Origin of the sequence: Bacillus cereus (assembly GCF_002567495.1) — a bacterium.
Lineage (GTDB): Bacteria > Bacillota > Bacilli > Bacillales > Bacillaceae_G > Bacillus_A > Bacillus_A cereus_AQ.
Window position 1 is genome coordinate 39298 of the sequence record NZ_NVAP01000082.1, and the last position, 17666, is coordinate 56963.

Below are 17666 nucleotides of genomic sequence, written 5' to 3' on the forward strand. Positions count from 1 at the left end.
TTAATTACACAATGCTCTTCTGACTTTTCTTGCAAAAATTAGTGGATCATCAACGTCTTCGATATTCACATAAATTAAATTTGGATCATCACATAACCACTCATTGTGTATAGACGAAACGATTATTCCTTGTTTAATAATTGTAGCAACAAATTCAGTGACTTCCTTTTGTAAAAGCGCTACCCGACCTAGACACAATGCCCGTCCAGTTTTATTATCTCTTGATTCGAATGAGAAAGAAGTTGTTACTCTAAAACGTTTTCCCAAGATTGTTGCTCGTATTTCATCTCGGTTTATTGTTGCCACGCATTTCCCACCGGCGAAGCCTTCTTGACCACCGATAATTCTTGCAAACTGTTGACAAATTGATTCCTCATTAACCGCCATACCTTCAATTATCCCCCCTTTTACTGTTAGGTTATGAATGAATACATAGGTCTGAAACGGTAATGAATCTATTCGGTTACAAAAAAATCATGGCAATTTAACGAAATCTATTAGCTCAATTATTCTTGATCATATAAATTGTTACTAGAAGTCAAATAATACGGAGTTTTTTGTTTTATAAACTATAAATTTTTATAAGTAAAACCCCAGAAATCCAAAGGTTTCTGGGGCTTCATTATATATTTAGCTCTTTTTGTTTTTTTGTTTTGTTTATATCTGTAAAGGAGTTTACGTCCTATTACGGAAATCAGTAATAAAATCAGTATTAGTACTAAAATTTGCATAGATGATAAATTAAAATATTTAGCACCTGTAACGATTAAAAGTGTAGAAATCGTACCTTTTACAATGAAAAAAATAATAATCCATAATCCGCCTTTTTTCCAATTCATTTTTATTTTATCCCTTCCTGCGCTTAAATTCATATAAAATCAGTGATAATTTTTGAAAGTGGCACCTTAATGGTAATCTATTACATTAATAGAAAAGTAGACTTTTCCCACAAAAATCATCTTCAATAAAATGTACCGACTTCATATTAAATGAAAATGATATTCATTGTCAATTTTAATCACTTTCCAATTTGTTTCTTCTGGGTACTAATAAAATTATTTAAATCTAACTTCAATATCCAGTGTACCACGTTGTATATGCACAAAAAAGCACGAAATCACTCTCGTGACTCCCTGCTTTTTTATCCATTTAAGTTTTTCATACATACATCGCTTCACGCACGATTACTATTTTTTAGTACACGATTACTGGATCATACGTGTTCAAACTATCATACACAGTTTTTGCAACATTAGGAACAAGGTTAACACATCCACCTGATCCTCCTGTTAAATAAGCATTATTTGCCCAGTCTTTCCGCCAACCGGCATCGTGGAATCCTTGACCGCTATTTGTGAATGGGACCCAGTAATCTACTTTAACTGCATAATCAGCCTTACCTACTGCGCTGCCTTTGAGCGTGTATGGTGTTCGTTTATATAGGACGTACCAAACTCCTGGTGATGTATCTTCACCCGTACTATGTTTACCAGTTACTACATTTGTTGTGACAACTAATTTTCCATCTTTGTAAATCCAAATTTGTTGATCGGCAATTGAAACTTCCGCATATGTGTCTCCAATGCCATTATTCGATGTTGTTTTATAACCGATCCCTTCCTTCTCCCAACCATTTCCGTGAATATTAGAAGCAGAAAGTGAGTTATCACCTTTTTCAAAGGCTTGTTGAACTTGTTTTGTTTCTTTTTCAACATCTAGTGCCCAGCCATAACCTTGTCCTTTTACTGATATAACTGAACCAGAATGAGTTTTAAATGCGAAATCTTTATTTAATGTTGATTTAGCATTATTAATTTCAGCAACCTTATTCTTAATATCGCTCCCATCAATTGTAACTTTCATATCCTTTGACATAGAGGCATTTTGAATTAAATCTTTCGCTTTTAAAGGATACACTTCATTTTGCACTTTATACTCAACAGACTGCCCAAGAAGATTCTGCAGTGCTTTCTCCTCTTTTTTGACAATCGGATCGTCTTCTTTAATAGGCTTTATGTATGCTGACTTCAGATGAATTTCGCTTTTATACTTCTGCTTGTCGTAATCTTTCAATAGACTAGTAATATCATACTGTTTTCCTTCAACACTTTTCGAGATAACAATTTTTCCTTGTTCTAGCTTCGCCATAGCATCTTGAGGCGCTTTTAACTTTTCATTCATAGAGATGAGCTTTTCTTCTACAAGTTTTTTCATCGTTTCACTACGATACTGATCTGCCTTCTCTGGTAACAATGAATAATTTTTTTCCTTTGAAGAAGGGAAAAATGTCCACTGGCCTTTTAATAGTTTCTTAACTTGAGGCAAATCTTTTTCCGTAAGTTCCGTTTTTGTTTCTTTTTCATCTAAAATTTGTTGTTGATCAACATAGACTTTGTTTGCTAATCCAGATGTTTTTAATTTCTGTATTGCTTGATCAGCGCTCAGACCACCAATCTTTGTGTCGTTAATCGTGACATTCGAATTGAAGTGAGTTGCCTGATAATAACTCATTCCCCCAATAAGAAGTGCAATTACACCAATACCCGTTGCAATAAACTTCCAATTTGTAAAACGTTTACTCGATCTTACTCGTTTTTGATCAACTTCTTCAACTGATTCATTTATTGTATTGTTGTTCATCAATCTTTCCCCCATATACATTAACGTCAAGCGATTTTCAACTAAAATCATAGACTAGTGTACCTTATTTTTCCTAAAATTTCATTATTTCCGAACAGATTTTATCGCAATTCATTGATTAAATTTGGATTTTTCGATAGTACGATACATTGAATACCCCTTTACAAGTAATAAAGTGAAATTTTAATCAACCGTTACGCCAAGAAAATTAGCTAAATCTTCTTTGGAAAACTTTTTCTCTTTACGTAAAATACGAATGATGTTATCCATTTCCATGAACGTCACCCCTTAATTTTGTCAAAAAAATAAACGATATTCCTTCTACATCTTAGATAGAAAGAATACCGTTTTTTCAGCGCGGTTGGGTATGAATAATTAGGGCTTTATTGAACTACTCACCACAAATAAATTTATTTTACTAATAATGAATATTCACCATTTTTATCATCGAATTTATATACATTCAAATAATATTTCCCTGGTTTCGCTACGAATTTTCCCTTTATAGCATTACCTTTATCTTCACCACAAGCTACGTAATTTTGCATGTCTGATTCATGATAAAGTACCCATGTCATCCCAATATTTTGTTCATTTATCACAGAAACATCTACTTCTTTTGGAACTGTAACATCAAACATATAAACATCTGTCTGATCAGGCGTAATCAAATTTCCTTTTACAAGCGTATTAAACGAAAGTACCTTCTCTTCTTCGAGGGATCCACCTGTTTGCGGATCTTGTTTTACAGTAACTTTTGTTTGTTCTTTACTTTCTTTTCCTCTACTATCTTTCACTGTTAATTCCACGGTATATGTTCCTTTTTCTCCATACACGTGGGTAGGATTCGCTTCTGTACTTGTTGTACCATCCCCAAAGTTCCATAGATAAGAAATAACTTTTCCATTTTCACTTGTTGTACCATCGCTATGGAAATGAATTTCTTCATTTACTATCCCGCTGTATGGTCCATTCATATTTACTATAGTAGCCGTTTTTTCTTTTTCCTCGGTCGCAACACCATGAAAAACAATATCATATTCATACTGATTAGCTGCATTTACACGATAGTTTACAAAATAAGCTGTAACTGTTTTATAGCCACTCCACCCATTTTGGGATAATTGCTCTAAAGTTTGGTTTACTTGTTTACTCATCGCTTTCCAATCTTCAGACTCACCTTTTGATGTACTACCTGTATACTTTCCTTCCACGCTAAATGTATTAAAGAATTGCGACTCATGTTTTTTAATTTTTGCATCTTTTATATTTGCTACATCTACAATTTCTTTTTTCACTTCAGCTAACGGCTTTGGTGCGTGTTGTATTAAATAATCATTTGTTACTTGCGGTACATTGTATTTCTCTTGATTATCAATCAACTGCTGCATATACGTTTGATATTCTGCATTTAATTGTGTATTTTTGCTTAATGATTCACGATACGCATCATAATTTCTCACATCGTTTGCGCGAATTAAATCTTGAAGCTTATCAAATGTGCCAAATTGATGATTATACAAATAAGACTGTAGTGCAAAGGAATACTTATAAAAGTCCCAAGATCCATATTTGGCGAACAAAGTTTGCTTTGCTGTATAACGGCTTGCTGGATCAGATGATAAGCCACTTATTATACTTTTACGTGGCACAACATTATTTGTACGTGTAGATCCTGCAAAAAATTCTGCATTCCCTTCTTGGAACCAAGTTAATCGTTCGTTTTGATACATTTCTCCGCTTCCAAATAAACCAGGAACCTCATATCTTCCTTGTAAATAATGAGTGAATTCATGACGGAATAACTCTTCTAAACTATAAATACTCTGCTTTGGCGTACGCTCATACGTAAAGAAAGTCCCCTTCTCTTCAATATAAATTCCACCGTTATTTGTTTCATATCCATATAATTGTCTATTTAATTGATATTCATCTGGATTATTATAAATTACTATTGTTAGTACATCATCAGCATTACCCGGTTCTAGTGCTTTATCATTTCCAATTACACGGTGATATTGTGCTTTTACTTCCTTGGCTGCCCAATATAATCTCTTAATTTTTTCTTCTGTTACTTTATCTCCCGTCTTAAAGACAATAGATCCGTCATCAAATATATATGTTTTAGGTAAATATTGTTGTTTCCCTTCTTCACGTATTTTTTGTAAATCTACTTCATTTCCACTATAATCTTTTCCACCATAGTTTGTTTTAATTTGTTCTACTGCTACAAAATACGCTCCACTTAAACGAGGATACAAGCTCATCGCTTGTGTAATAACTTCCAACCCTTTGTTTGGATTACTATGAAATTTCCCTAAACGTCCTGCATAATAAATGCCATTATTAATTAACCAACTATTTTCATTTGTTACCTTCCCCACGAGAGCAATTCTACTAACCTCATTTATAAAGGTATCAATCTTTCCATACCACATTGTTTCATTAGGTTTCTTATTCGTATCCTGTAAATAAGACTGTATATCATAATCAATTCCTTTTACAATTTCATATACAGCTTGTCCTTTTGCATAATCACTTACATACGTAGAAAGGTTATCATTATATTGTTTTAAAATATTTACCGCATACTGTACTGTTTCAGTGTCACTAGAAGCATTACTAATTAATTTTCCATACGCTGCTACTACTCTATCTTGCTCGGCTGTACCTAATGTAAAGTTTGGATTTTTTGCAATTGCTTTTAATGCTGGTAAACATTTGTCATGGAAGCCTCTCTCTTTTAAGTAATTTAATTCATTATTATAATATCCTACATAAAAAGCAGAACGTAATACTTCAACAAATGTTTCAATTCCTTTTGAGTCCTCTTTCGTAAACGCCCTTCCTCGTTGTCCTAATTCATTAATGATAACGTTCATGCGTTCTTTATTCTCATAAAAAGCTTTCGTATCTTGATTGAATTGAAATAAATCAGTAATTTGATTCCAAGAAATTTTTGATAGTGTATTAATGAGTTCGTTATCAGGCATTTTATCTAGTTCTGCCAGGGTGTAGCTTTGCTTTAATTGACTTTCATCACGTTTCATAAGCGGAGTAGGTCTTTGTGAAAAGTCACCTACTTTTAATCGCTCTTCAAAAGTCAATGTTTCTTCTGCTTTTGTAGCATGTACAATTTCATCTTTAGAAGTTTCTGTCCCAATTGGTTTCACTTGTAACACATTATACGGTGCTTTTTCCTCTGCTGATACTTGCGTTTGAATACTTCCAAATGATAATGCCATTGTACTAATACCAAGTATCAGTTGAGTAAATTTCAAATTCTTGTTCATAACAATTCCTCCATTTATATATTCCATTCAAAAATATATCATTTTATCTTAATAGATTATTATAAAATGTATTATTTCATATTACATTACATGAATTTTAATATAAATTAATATTAAATAAGACAGTATAGAATCTCTTTCTACTTCCATCCAAACTCAAGAATTGAGTAAATATTTTTTGGGGAATTTACAAGTTCGTTGCACGAAACCAATTTCTCTGGCAAGATTTCATAAGAAATCTTGAGATAAAAAGCTTTGAATTTCTTGAGCAACTAATCATGATTCATCAAATACAAAAATAGTCATACAAAAACGCTATCCTTTCCTATCATTTTAGGTAAAGAATAACGTTTTTTTACTCTTCTAATACTTAGTAGGTATAACTTTTTGAATTTAAAAAGACTTCTTTTTCTACAATTGTTTTTCATATAGGCCTTCAGATTCTAAAAAATCTATAAATTTCTTGTAATGTGTCACTGTTCTTTCTAAAGCAATCATTAAAACAAAAATAAAATAAAATGCTTGAATTCCATTCATATGATTAAAGAGTGATTCAAATATATATACAATACTTGCAATCATAGAACAAAACCATAAATAAAATTTCATTTTCAGCTTTTTAATTTTTTGCTTAGTTGTCTTACAAGGTTGGCCATGAACTCTTATAAACAAATAAACCGCTGTATGCAAAATAGTAATTGAAAATTGGAAACTTCGATTATCCTCCGAACTAAATTCAGAGAAATCTATTTCTAATGAATGTAATACTATCCAAATAGAAAACAAAGATAGCACAAAGACATATAAAAAACCGAATAATAATTCAAAAATAAATAGCCAAGGTTTATTTAACATTGAGTAAAATGGATTTAAATATTTTATGGTTAATAAAAATTTCTTCACTAAATCAGTAATAATAATTGATGTATTAGTTATATTCATATAGAAAAGTAATGTTATTGGAACCAATAACATTATAGTGATGCCCCAAACAGTAATCTTAATACCGGATAAAAAGAAAACAGCTCCATAAATTATAACTGAAAAAATAAAAGTTGATATTGGAACAAACGCTAAAAATATAAAAGTTCTTATTAAGATTAAATCCCCTAAAATATCTTTTATTATGGAAACGTGTATTTTTTCCTCATTGTAATTTTTCACTGTTTCAACTATTTCTTTCTCAGATAAAAGAAAATACTTCAATCTATTAAACATAAAAAAACTCCTCTATATTCATATTAAAAAGATTAAAATATATACCCAACTGCTAGCAAATATATGAAAAGACATTTTCATTCATTTACTTTAAATTTCACTTCTGGGTATTTGGAGTCCAATTTTTCAAGCGTAGAACTATCGTCTATCTGTTTCACATATCGGTCAAAAAAAGCAAGACTGAATTCGTTTATAATACGGTGAACATAACTTGGATCTTCATCTGAGCTTCGTAACAAAGGAGAGAACAAATGAAAATCAGTGAAACTTGTATGATTAGTATGGGGAATAACCATTGACATGCCTCCACCTGCAAGTGCATGGTCACTACGAACTTTTCCCTCTAAAAAATCTTCCGTGGAATCATCACTAATCTCTGCATTCATAATCAAAAACGGTTTTCCGACTCCAGTTTTCGGAACATTTTCCCCATATAATGTACCATCCATATCGATGGCTGCTTTGACACGAGTGTCTTCCACTAATACTTGCGCAGCTGTAGCTCCACCATAAGAATGGCCAAACATTCCAATTCGGGATGTATCCATTCTTCCTGTAAAGCGATTGTCTTTATCATTTTGGTTAAGCTTCTCTATTTGATTAAGTACAAAGACAACATCTTCCTTCCATAATTTAATATGGCGATCTCGTTCGGCAAAATCATTTAAATTGAGCGACTGTACAAAAGCGGTTCTGCCATCTGGAAAGACGGTAGCTGCAGCATCATAGGTATGATCAATGCCTACGACGATATAACCTTGGCTGGCCAGCTCCTCCACCTCAAAAGTGTTTTGATTGCGAAAACCGCTTAAACCATGGGAAAAAATTAGAATCGGATAATGTTTCTCTGAATCTGACAATTGAGCTTCCATGAATGCATTCGCATTTCACCAAGCCTAGATGGTGAAATGCGAATGCTGGAATAGACAATGATTTTTCCAATCCCTTGGCAATTTCATCCGAGTTATGAATATAAGGTGCGCGATTCATCTCTCCTTTTTCCTTTGCAGGATACCAAACCTGAACCATCAGCTCGCGCCGGTCGTTCAACTCTTTCAAATAAGGTTCTTCTCGCTGATAATCAATCCAATGATAAAGTGTAGTACCAACCTTGAAAGGACCGTTCGTTTTTTCAAATAAAACAACCGGCATGAGGGAAGGAAGCATGACCGCAATAGTCAAATAAATGACCAGCAGCAATGTCTTAGCTGTGACTGCAACAATACTTTTAACGTTCTTTTTTGGTTCAGCAAATAAATAGTAGATTGTTAAAATAACTGGGGAGAAATAAGCCGGAATCATCTGCCAGCGATAGCCTTCTACGATAAGCTGCACAACAACCACGCCGAAGGCAACCGTTAGGCTGAAGATAGACCATCGCTTTATTTTCTCACTAAAAAAAAGTGTACAGCCTAGAATACTAAAATTCACAATGATTAAAACAGTCTCGAAAAAATCCATTTACATTCCTCCTATACCTGTATTTTATCTTCAAGGACATCCCAGCCAAATTGAAAAAACAATCTATAAGTACTAACTTTTCGTTTTCATCTCTGGTTGTCTCAATATGTACCTTCAGTACCATAAAATTATTTTTGGTACTACACTTTATATTATACCGATTTCTTCCAGCCTGTAAAGTATAATTCCCCTTTCGTAAAATCGGCATAAAAATAAAAATGAGCAGGATCACGTTAACCTATATGGTTATTGTGATCCTACTCATTTTTTATGTAGAAGTACTATTTAATCATTACTTGTGATTCCATGCAATATGATATCGACCATCATTGCAAGTGACTCTTGTAGCGAAATTTGGTTAGAAGCTATACTGCCCTGTTCAAAAATTGATGTCATTAACGTTTTGAGTGTTTGGATTAGTACTGGAATGTCCAGTGAACGTAAAACACCACTATTGATGCCCTCTTCAACTAGCCCAGTAATTACCTCCCATTCTTCATTTATGCCTTGTTCTATTTTTGTCCACTGCTCTGGGTGGTAACGTCGCAGTTCAATCAATAAACGTAAGAAGCTGTGCTGAAAATCCTTGGGCACAATTAAAAGAATCCCTTTTAATTTTTCGGGTATGGTCAAATTCGAGTTTTCGATAATTTCTCGAAAACGTATTTGGGCTTCTTCATTTATTTGCTCAACTACATAACCAATAAGCGCGTCCTTAGATGGAAAATGCTCGTAAAGCGTACTTTTGCTTACACCTAGATCACGAGCTAAATCACTCATGGTGAATTTTATTCCCCTTACATGAAAAAGTGCAATAGCAGTTTTGGCAATCCGATCTTTCATCATTTATTCACCTCATACCAAAATAGTAAAGTTATTATCTCTTCAGTACTATTGTAGTACTTCGAGTACAAGAATAGTTTAACTTTTTATTTCCTGGAGGTCAAACATGATGAAGATGATGGAATTTCACCACATATCCATTATTTAATAGATTTTGGCTATAATTCTAATTTAAAATTTCATAAAAGTAATTGTAAATTTTGTATAAGCATTTTTTTCGCTTTCAACTGTAATCAAGGCGTGATGTGCCTCAATAATAGCTTTGACAAGTGCCAACCCAATTCCGGTCGAACCGTGCTTTTTAGAACTACTTGATTTATAGAATCGTTCAAAAATATGTGGTAATTCTTCAGCTGAAATTCCCTCTCCAAAGTCTTGAATCATTAGTTCTGTATAGATTGGAGAATTTTTGGCCTGAATCATTATTTTACCACCCGGTTTAGAATGTTCGATTGCATTCTTCAACAGGTTTAACAAAGCTTCCTGCATCCATAATTTGTCGTGAATAACGACTATTTCTCCCGGTTCATTCCAATCAATCAATATATTTTTATCACTTATCATGCTTTGCAAGCGATTTAGAACTTCATTAGTCGTATCTACTAAATTCCCTGGCTCTTTATCAAACGAAATAGCTTTTGCATCAATTTTTGCTACTTTTAACAAATTCTGAATTAAGACATTCATTCTAGATATTTGAATATCATTATTTTGCAATAATTTAACTTGTTGCTCGCGGCATAGCTTTTCACTTACTAACATTTCATTATAGATAGAGATCGTTGAGAGCGGTGTTTTTAACTGATGAGATATATCCTGCAACATTTCTCCTAAAAATCGCTTTTCTTCAAGCAAATCATGCATATTTTTTCTAATGATGTCCTTCATTGAGCGAAATGAAATTGCCAATTTCGCGAAATCCCCTTCTTTATTTTCATTTATGACAACCGAGTAATCTCCCTCGATTATTTTTTTTGCAGCACTAGTAAGCTGGCTAATTTTATTGAAAATAATTTTTTGTTGCATGTAGTTTGCAAAAAAAAGCAAAAAACCAAAAACAATCAATCCCCAAATAATAAATTGATTGTGGTCAAAAATTAGATTATTTAAATGGGGGAAAAATTTTGATTCCAAGTCTTCGTATAATCCATATTGCTTTAGGATCTCTGTCCCTTTTTCTTGATATTCACTTGAATGAGACGAATGATTTGTTAAGGCTTTCATAATTTCAGCTTCATTTTCAGGATTTTGCTCAACCAACCTAGCCGTAATTCCCCCCCAGGTTGCAATAGAGTCGCGTTTTAAATGATCATAGAATAATTGCTGAGTAATAAATTGGTAAATCGTAAATAAAGATAAAAGAACGGTTAATATTGTCATATAGCTTTTCATTTCAGTATTTTTCATTATCTTGCTCACCCAATCACGTCCTTACTCCAACGATAACCATATCCTCTTTCAGTAACAATAAACTGTGGTTTTTGGGGATTGTCTTCAACTTTAGCCCTTAAACGCTTAATGTATACAGATAACGTATTTTCATCAAAAAAGACATTATCTCCTTCCGTTATTTTTAGTAGGAGCTCATCTCTTTTTAAGGCTTTATGAGAATTCATCATGAAATTCAATAGAAGCTTGTATTCTAAATTCGTCAATGTAATACTTTCACAATCTTTATAAACCTTGACTAGGTTCGTATCGATTCTTATATTCTCAGATTTTAAAATCTGAGCAGGTGTTTCAAGCGCTGCCTGTTTGCGCAATTGTACTTTCACTCTAGCCATGAGTTCCCTAACCCGAAAGGGTTTGGTTATATAATCATCTCCGCCTATATCCAGTCCCATTACCACATTTGCTTCCTCATCTAGTGCAGTTAAGAAAATAATAATCGATTTTTCGTTTTGCCTTTTAAAATATAAACATAAGTCATAACCATTACCATCTGGTAGACCGATATCAAGGATGAACAAATCAAATGTATTGTGAACAAACTGGTATTTTGCTTCTTGTACACTAGACGCTCTAATTACCTCATAACCTTCATTTCTCAATGAAAATTCGATGGCTAAGCCAAGAGCTTCATCATCTTCAACTAGTAATATTTTTCTATTCAAGTATGCCCTCTCCTTTTTCTTCCCCTAGCTTATTCTCCAATCATAATAGCCTGACTATAATCTAGCCAGGCCTATAATATTACTCTTCTCTGATAGTATCAATAATATTATCTTGTTGAATTTTTTTCAATGGATTTAAGACTGATAAATAACTAATTATTAAAGCTGAAACAAACGTAACGATACAAGCCTCATAAGGAATCGTCCATGCCATTTTCAACATATCAGAAATAGCTACATATATAATATATGACAGTATACAACCAAAAAAGATTCCTTGTAAACTTCCAGAAAAACCGTAAATCAGGGCTTCATAGGTAATCATTTTTTTCAAATCCTTTTGTGACATACCAATGGATTTCAACGCGGCCAATTCTTTTCGTCTAGTCATGATGCTTATAGTTATAGTATTGAGGATGTTAACGCTACTAATTAAAGAAATGACTGTGATAAAACCATATGCAAGCACTTGTAAAGTAAGTTTTTCTTCTTTTTTTGCTTTATTTTCTTGATAATTATTTACGATTGCAATGGAATATCTTTTTCCAATCGTGTTTTTTATTTCCTCAACTGTCGCGGAAGATTGAGTTACATCCTTTAATTTAGTTTCAAAACTATTCTTCTTATTTTTGTATACATTAGATATATTTCCAAGTGATTTCAATTGATTCAAAACTTGTTTACTTTCAACTAAATGATCTGAATTATTATCCTCTATATTAATTGTAATATCCGATTTAATAGATAATTTAGTATAAGATTTAGATGCAAATGCAACATTCATTAAATATGAGAAAGTAATAAATAACACACTACTTATAATAATTGATAAAATTGTAATGGTATAACGATTTTTATTTCGCTTCACATTTTTCATAGCCATGCTCAAAGGAAAAGATAAAGGTTTTCTCAACATGGAATTCTTTTGTTTTTTGATTTGTTCTTTTTTAATTGACAACCTGCTGCTGATTGCTAACAATGGAGAGATTTTCCCTGCAACATAAGCTGGATACAAACTTGACGCTATTACAGAAAAGAAGGTAATAATCGAACTGATTAATAAAATCTTCCAATCAACATAGAATAACGAGACCTCTTTACTATTTTCCGTTAAAAGTGAAAAAGTGAATTGAAGAGAGGCAAGTGCTATTAGGCTGCATATAATTCCAAATGGTATAGCGATAACAGCCAGGAAAGTAGCTTCTCTCAGCACGATTTGTCTAATTTGCTTTCGTGTTGCTCCAATGCTTCTCAACAAACCAAACTGCTTCGTTCGTTCCACGACACTGATTTGAAAAGCGTTGTAAATCACAACAACTGTCGCTATCACAACAATGCTGATTGTAATAATTAGCGTAGCCATAATCGAATTATTGTAACCTGGTTTCTCTAATTGAATTAATTCTTTATTTATATTAATATTATTATTTTTTCCGGAAAGGGTCGTGATTCCCTCTAAAACCTCATTAAAGTTGGCTTTTGGATTAATTCCGACTAATATTTTTCCTTCCCCAGCGCTAAACTCACGCTTATAGGTTAGTAACCGTCCCACTTTATTTTCCTGTGTATATGCACGATCACTTAGAAAACCAACCAATTTGTATTTTTTTTCATTTAATTCAAATGATTCACCTATTTGGATATTTTCTTTTATATGAGGTAATACCCAGGGATCAACAGCAACTTCTCGATCATTAGATGGCAATCGGCCCTTAATAATACTGTATTTTAAAAACTCCAAGGCGTTATCGTCAGCAAAATTCATTTGTACAGCAGCCTCTCCGACTTGGACTGTATCTCCCTGTGACATTAAACCAAATGATTCAATTTGTGGATTGTATTTAATTTTTTTTAATATCGATTCATCGTAATTCAATACAACAGCATGAAAAGAATACCCTTGCCTCTTTTTCGCATTCTCGATTTGAGTAATCTGAGTCCCGTTCATAAATAGGCCGATTGTAGAAATTAACGCTACAGAGAGTATGATTCCGATCAAAGTTAAAATTGTTCGTTTCATATTCCCCTTCAAGTATCTCCTACTTAATTGTTTATAATTACCAATCAAAATTAGTTTCCTCCCGTCTTAGGCTTACTCGTTGCTAGCCACTGATCGGAAATGATTTGGCCATCTTCAATTGTAATAATACGGTCAGAAGTTGATGCAATTTTTAAATCGTGAGTAATCAATACAATAGTTTGATTATATTTTTGTGCTGTCAATCTTAATAAATCCATGACTTCTTTTGTATTTTGGGTATCAAGATTTCCTGTAGGCTCATCAGCTAAAATCAAATGTGGACGATTTATAAGTGCTCTCCCAATCGAAACCCGTTGTTGCTGACCTCCTGATAATTCAGATGGTAAATGATTTCTTCTTTCATGAAGTCCTAGAATTTCAACGATTTCGTCCATATAAGAATTATCTACAGGTTCATTATCTAGTAAAGTGGGTAAAGCTATATTCTCCTGCACATTTAATACTGGAATTAAATTAAAGAACTGAAATATAAATCCAACTTTTCTTCTTCTAAATATCGAAAGTTCATTATCTGGATAATTATAAATATTGTTCTCTCCAATAAATACTTCTCCTGAACTTGGGCGATCCAACCCGCCCAAAATATGCAACAATGTACTTTTACCTGAGCCAGAAGCTCCTACGATTGAAACAAATTCCCCCTGATGTATTGTAAGGTTTATACCCTTTAGAGCATCTATCCTGCTGTTACCTTCACCATAACTTTTGACTACATCTTCTATTCTTACGATTTCCATTTATATCACCTTATCCTTATTTTAAATTAGTCCTGTACTTCTACGAAGTTTATTTTCTTCTCACTAATTGGAGAGGTTTTATTTAACTCTTTTAAGACCTTTGCTACTTCTTGTTTGTTTTTATAATCAAAATTACGTTTTTTAAATTGAATCAATTTCATTATTGACTCTGATTCAGGAATTGCATTATAGTCTTGGTCTTTTAGAATAACAAGGTCCATTGGTTCATATCCAATCCAAATTTGTTGTTTAACATACTGTGCAGATACCATCTTACCGTTCAAATTCAACTGGTTATTTTCAAAATTTTCAACTGTAGGATTATCCCCTGTAGAATTATAGAACACAAGAGAAAATAATAGATTCTGATCACTAGATACTTTATTTTTATCTTTCACCATCTCGGAAATAGTAGACGCTGAATTTGGATCTTTTCTAGCTCTTAGAAGTCCCTTATTAAATAATTTTACCGCAGTAGAACTATTAATAACCGCATATTCTTTTGTATTGATTTCAAATTCTTCATTTGTATCATTTTGCTTCTTATCTTCTTCTGATAATTGGGTCTTTCTTATTGTTGTGACATATTTTACTTTATAGTCTATTGATTGTTTAGTATCATCTTTAAATTCTTGTTTGACTTTTTCTACCTCAGCTGCAGTACCACTAACCAAAATCCCATCCACTGGTTGCCCTGGACCTTGTACATAACGTTTTACTCCTAATCCTATTCCTATAAAAATAGCAATAACTACCGCATAACTTATAATTTTTTTCATTTGAATACTCCTTTAATAAATGATCTATATCTGGATTATAAATTACATTTTTTTTAAAGTTAATGACTTCTATCTAACTATGTAACTTCTAATCTNNAGATTAGAAGTTACATAGTTTATATTTTATCTCAGAAGCCCCCTTATTTCCGTAGGTGTGCTATATGGTCTAACCATACCGTTTCATTTAGATACAATTTGGGCACATTTAAGCTGTTTCCTGTACGTTAAAAGGCATTTGTCCAGAAAATCCTATGTTAATGAACAGAGAATAAAACTCAATACTATCAACGTTTTCCAAATTATAATCATGTTCAAAAAGTGTGTAAATAAATCAATGTTCAATTAAGCTTAGTTTTTTATCTTTCTGTACATGTAGTTATCTCTAAAAAAGGCTGTAACACCAGGGGTTGATATTCCTTAGAGTACAATTTTCTCAGAATGATATGGTAACCCCTACTACCATTTATATAATTATCTCTAAGTTAATATTATATAATTTAGATATATTTAAATTATATTTTAATTATATAAGTAGTGCAAAAGAAGTTAGGCTTTGTTATCATGTTCTACGAATTAAAATTATTTCAAGGAGGTTTTTTTGTGTTTGATATATTAAAGAAACAATGTCGATTCAATAAAATGTCGGCAATATCGTTAGGGATTTTTATGTTTTATATGATTTTAAGGCAAATTATCGCACTAGTTTATTTCATTAGTGATGAACAGTTTGGTGGGATTAGCCTTTCGTTTGATGCAATTAATTTGTTAATTGTTCTAATAATTTATTTTTATTATCGTAGATCTAAAGAGCCCTTTACTAATCAAAATAATTTTACGATGAGTTTGCAAAAGAGCTTACTTTTAGGTCTAGTACTAACTGTAGTATGTAAATTCCTACCACTGTTACTAGCAAACGTTATAAGTTTTCAATCATCTAATCAAGTTGCATTAGAAAGCCAAATAACGTTACCCATTTTAGTCTTCGCATTTTCTGTTGCTCTGGTAGCACCCATTGGAGAAGAAATTGTCTATCGTGGTGTTATACAGCATGGGATTTTTAAAAATTCCTGGTTAGGTGTACTTGTTTCTTCAGCTATTTTTGCGGGTGTGCATGTTAGTCTTCTTTCTTTAGAAGCAATTCCATATCTCCTTCTGGGAATTAGTTTAGGTTGTACTTATAAGTTAACCGGGCGTTTATATGTGGGAATTATAATGCACATGATTAATAATTCGGTAGCAGTGATTGCTGTTTACTATCTTTAAATAAAAGAATCTTATACTACGGTTCTTTTAATCCATAGTATAAGAAGGAATATGCTAAATTCTCAGGTGAATATTAAGAAAATTAATTTGTTAATATCTTAACTCTAATCCAGACCGGACAGTCTGGTCTGGATTTGTAGTTCGAAGTATAAGTTATAGTAATATACGTCGTCTATAATGGGGGTTCTTTTATTAGAGATTCGATACACTATCTTCATCCCCTTGTTTTGCTGATATTTACAATTCTAGATATACCTACATACTTTTAATTGCACTATTTAATAAGGGGTGTTTTCCGAAAATTGGATAATCATTTTGACTGGTTAGCTTTGATTTCATGTTTGGGGTAGGACAGGATTGCTGTCATAAACTTTAAGAAACACAGAGATTTGTTACCTCTGTGTTTCTTAAAGTTTTCTTTGATTAATATGGTGACCCCTACTACAAATTGATAATAAACATTTTAATATTTCTTTATTAATGTAAACCATTTCATATTCCACTATACTATTTATACAATATGGTATAAAATCACAACATATTTATAACAAATTGAGGTGTATACAAAAATGTTGTTTTTAGTAATGATTACTCTGGCTTTATTCTCAATTTTCCTATTCTTCTATTTAAAAGATCCGAGAAGTTTACTCATTGGCTTTCTCTTTAATCTGTTTATTATTTCATTTCTCACTCTTAGTATGTAAGTTATTCTTCTGAAAATCTAATTCTAATTCGGATTGTATTTATACCAATTGCAATTATTGTACTAGTATATACCTTTGGTGCATTCTTTTTAATGATAGGACTTTTTCTTAATGCAAGAGTTTTAAGAAAAAGAGAGAGCAGGGGCTTTTCTAATTCTTTAACTTTAATTTTAGGTAGCTGTATTTTATTATACTTAATCTTTTCAATTGTGGATCCAGAACGATTTGTCCCTTCATATTTCAGCCCTATTTTCGGTGGCATTTCTTTAATAGCCTTATATTTCTTTATCCATGTATCAACTTTTTTAACAACTTACTTTTTGTATCAATTGAACAAACCAAAATACAATCAAGACTTTATTATCGTCCTAGGTAGTGGATTAATTAATGATAAAGTACCACCACTTTTAGCAAGCAGAATAAATAAAGCATATGTAGCTGTTATGAAACTTGGTGAACATTATTATTATGCTGGCAGCTTTAACATTACAAAATAATGAATGATAATTTCACTAATGATAATATTTTTGATATGATCAATGTATAATAAAAATATAACTCATGTGATAGTCT

11 protein-coding genes and 3 pseudogenes are annotated in these 17666 nt (G+C 32.3%); 2 read left to right on the top strand and 12 right to left on the bottom strand.

Annotated elements, in window-relative coordinates:
* The 12 genes and pseudogenes from COK05_RS29620 to COK05_RS29675 form a co-directional block, all read right to left on the bottom strand.
* A complete protein-coding gene (locus tag COK05_RS29620; protein ID WP_141539304.1) occupies nt 1–387 on the bottom strand; it encodes a DUF1259 domain-containing protein in 387 nt (128 codons plus the stop codon).
* A 235-nt stretch (nt 388–622) separates the two neighbouring features.
* Nucleotides 623–839 (bottom strand): annotated as a pseudogene (locus tag COK05_RS29625) (hypothetical protein).
* A 355-nt stretch (nt 840–1194) separates the two neighbouring features.
* Nucleotides 1195–2640 carry a L,D-transpeptidase gene (locus COK05_RS29630; protein WP_098615370.1) on the bottom strand — a complete coding sequence of 482 codons (1446 nt, stop codon included), beginning with the start codon at nt 2638–2640 and terminating at the stop codon, nt 1195–1197.
* A 410-nt stretch (nt 2641–3050) separates the two neighbouring features.
* Complete coding sequence (gene colA, locus COK05_RS29635) at nt 3051–5933, bottom strand: collagenase ColA (RefSeq protein WP_098615371.1); 2883 nt, start codon at nt 5931–5933, stop codon at nt 3051–3053.
* A 411-nt stretch (nt 5934–6344) separates the two neighbouring features.
* Complete coding sequence (locus COK05_RS29640; protein ID WP_098615372.1) at nt 6345–7151, bottom strand: hypothetical protein; 807 nt, start codon at nt 7149–7151, stop codon at nt 6345–6347.
* Between the two features lie 77 nt (nt 7152–7228).
* Nucleotides 7229–8612 (bottom strand): annotated as a pseudogene (locus tag COK05_RS29645) (alpha/beta hydrolase family protein).
* Nucleotides 8613–8897: 285 nt separating this feature from the next.
* Nucleotides 8898–9458: a TetR/AcrR family transcriptional regulator gene (locus COK05_RS29650; protein ID WP_098615373.1), complete on the bottom strand. Its 561-nt coding sequence runs from the start codon at nt 9456–9458 to the stop codon at nt 8898–8900.
* 168 nt (nt 9459–9626) lie between these two features.
* Nucleotides 9627–10862 carry a HAMP domain-containing sensor histidine kinase gene (locus COK05_RS29655; protein ID WP_098615374.1) on the bottom strand — a complete coding sequence of 412 codons (1236 nt, stop codon included), beginning with the start codon at nt 10860–10862 and terminating at the stop codon, nt 9627–9629.
* An 8-nt stretch (nt 10863–10870) separates the two neighbouring features.
* A complete protein-coding gene (locus tag COK05_RS29660; RefSeq protein WP_098615375.1) occupies nt 10871–11569 on the bottom strand; it encodes a response regulator transcription factor in 699 nt (232 codons plus the stop codon).
* 79 nt (nt 11570–11648) lie between these two features.
* A complete protein-coding gene (locus COK05_RS29665) occupies nt 11649–13637 on the bottom strand; it encodes an ABC transporter permease (protein WP_098615376.1) in 1989 nt (662 codons plus the stop codon).
* A 2-nt stretch (nt 13638–13639) separates the two neighbouring features.
* Nucleotides 13640–14347 carry an ABC transporter ATP-binding protein gene (locus COK05_RS29670; RefSeq protein ID WP_098615377.1) on the bottom strand — a complete coding sequence of 236 codons (708 nt, stop codon included), beginning with the start codon at nt 14345–14347 and terminating at the stop codon, nt 13640–13642.
* A gap of 26 nt (nt 14348–14373) precedes the next feature.
* The gene (locus COK05_RS29675) at nt 14374–15126 is read right to left on the bottom strand and encodes a lipoprotein BA_5634 family protein (protein WP_098615378.1); all 753 of its coding nucleotides are present in this window, start codon (nt 15124–15126) and stop codon (nt 14374–14376) included.
* Nucleotides 15127–15726: 600 nt separating this feature from the next.
* On the opposite strand from COK05_RS29675, the gene COK05_RS29680 reads away from it, so the two are divergent.
* Complete coding sequence (locus tag COK05_RS29680) at nt 15727–16389, top strand: CPBP family intramembrane glutamic endopeptidase (protein ID WP_255290365.1); 663 nt, start codon at nt 15727–15729, stop codon at nt 16387–16389.
* 572 nt (nt 16390–16961) lie between these two features.
* Nucleotides 16962–17524: pseudogene (locus COK05_RS31970) on the top strand (YdcF family protein); the annotation flags it as partial.
* Between the last annotated feature and the right edge of the window lie 142 nt (nt 17525–17666).

Excerpts from the sequence above, each read along its gene's own strand:
- COK05_RS29675 (WP_098615378.1), bottom strand. The coding sequence starts at position 15,126 with ATGAAAAAAATTATAAGTTATGCGGTAGTTATTGCTATTTTTATAGGA.
- COK05_RS29630 (WP_098615370.1), bottom strand. The coding sequence starts at position 2,640 with ATGAACAACAATACAATAAATGAATCAGTTGAAGAAGTTGATCAAAAA.
- COK05_RS29655 (WP_098615374.1), bottom strand. The coding sequence starts at position 10,862 with ATGAAAAATACTGAAATGAAAAGCTATATGACAATATTAACCGTTCTT.
- COK05_RS29670 (WP_098615377.1), bottom strand. The coding sequence starts at position 14,347 with ATGGAAATCGTAAGAATAGAAGATGTAGTCAAAAGTTATGGTGAAGGT.
- COK05_RS29620 (WP_141539304.1), bottom strand. The coding sequence starts at position 387 with ATGGCGGTTAATGAGGAATCAATTTGTCAACAGTTTGCAAGAATTATC.
- COK05_RS29640 (WP_098615372.1), bottom strand. The coding sequence starts at position 7,151 with ATGTTTAATAGATTGAAGTATTTTCTTTTATCTGAGAAAGAAATAGTT.
- COK05_RS29650 (WP_098615373.1), bottom strand. The coding sequence starts at position 9,458 with ATGATGAAAGATCGGATTGCCAAAACTGCTATTGCACTTTTTCATGTA.
- colA (WP_098615371.1), bottom strand. The coding sequence starts at position 5,933 with ATGAACAAGAATTTGAAATTTACTCAACTGATACTTGGTATTAGTACA.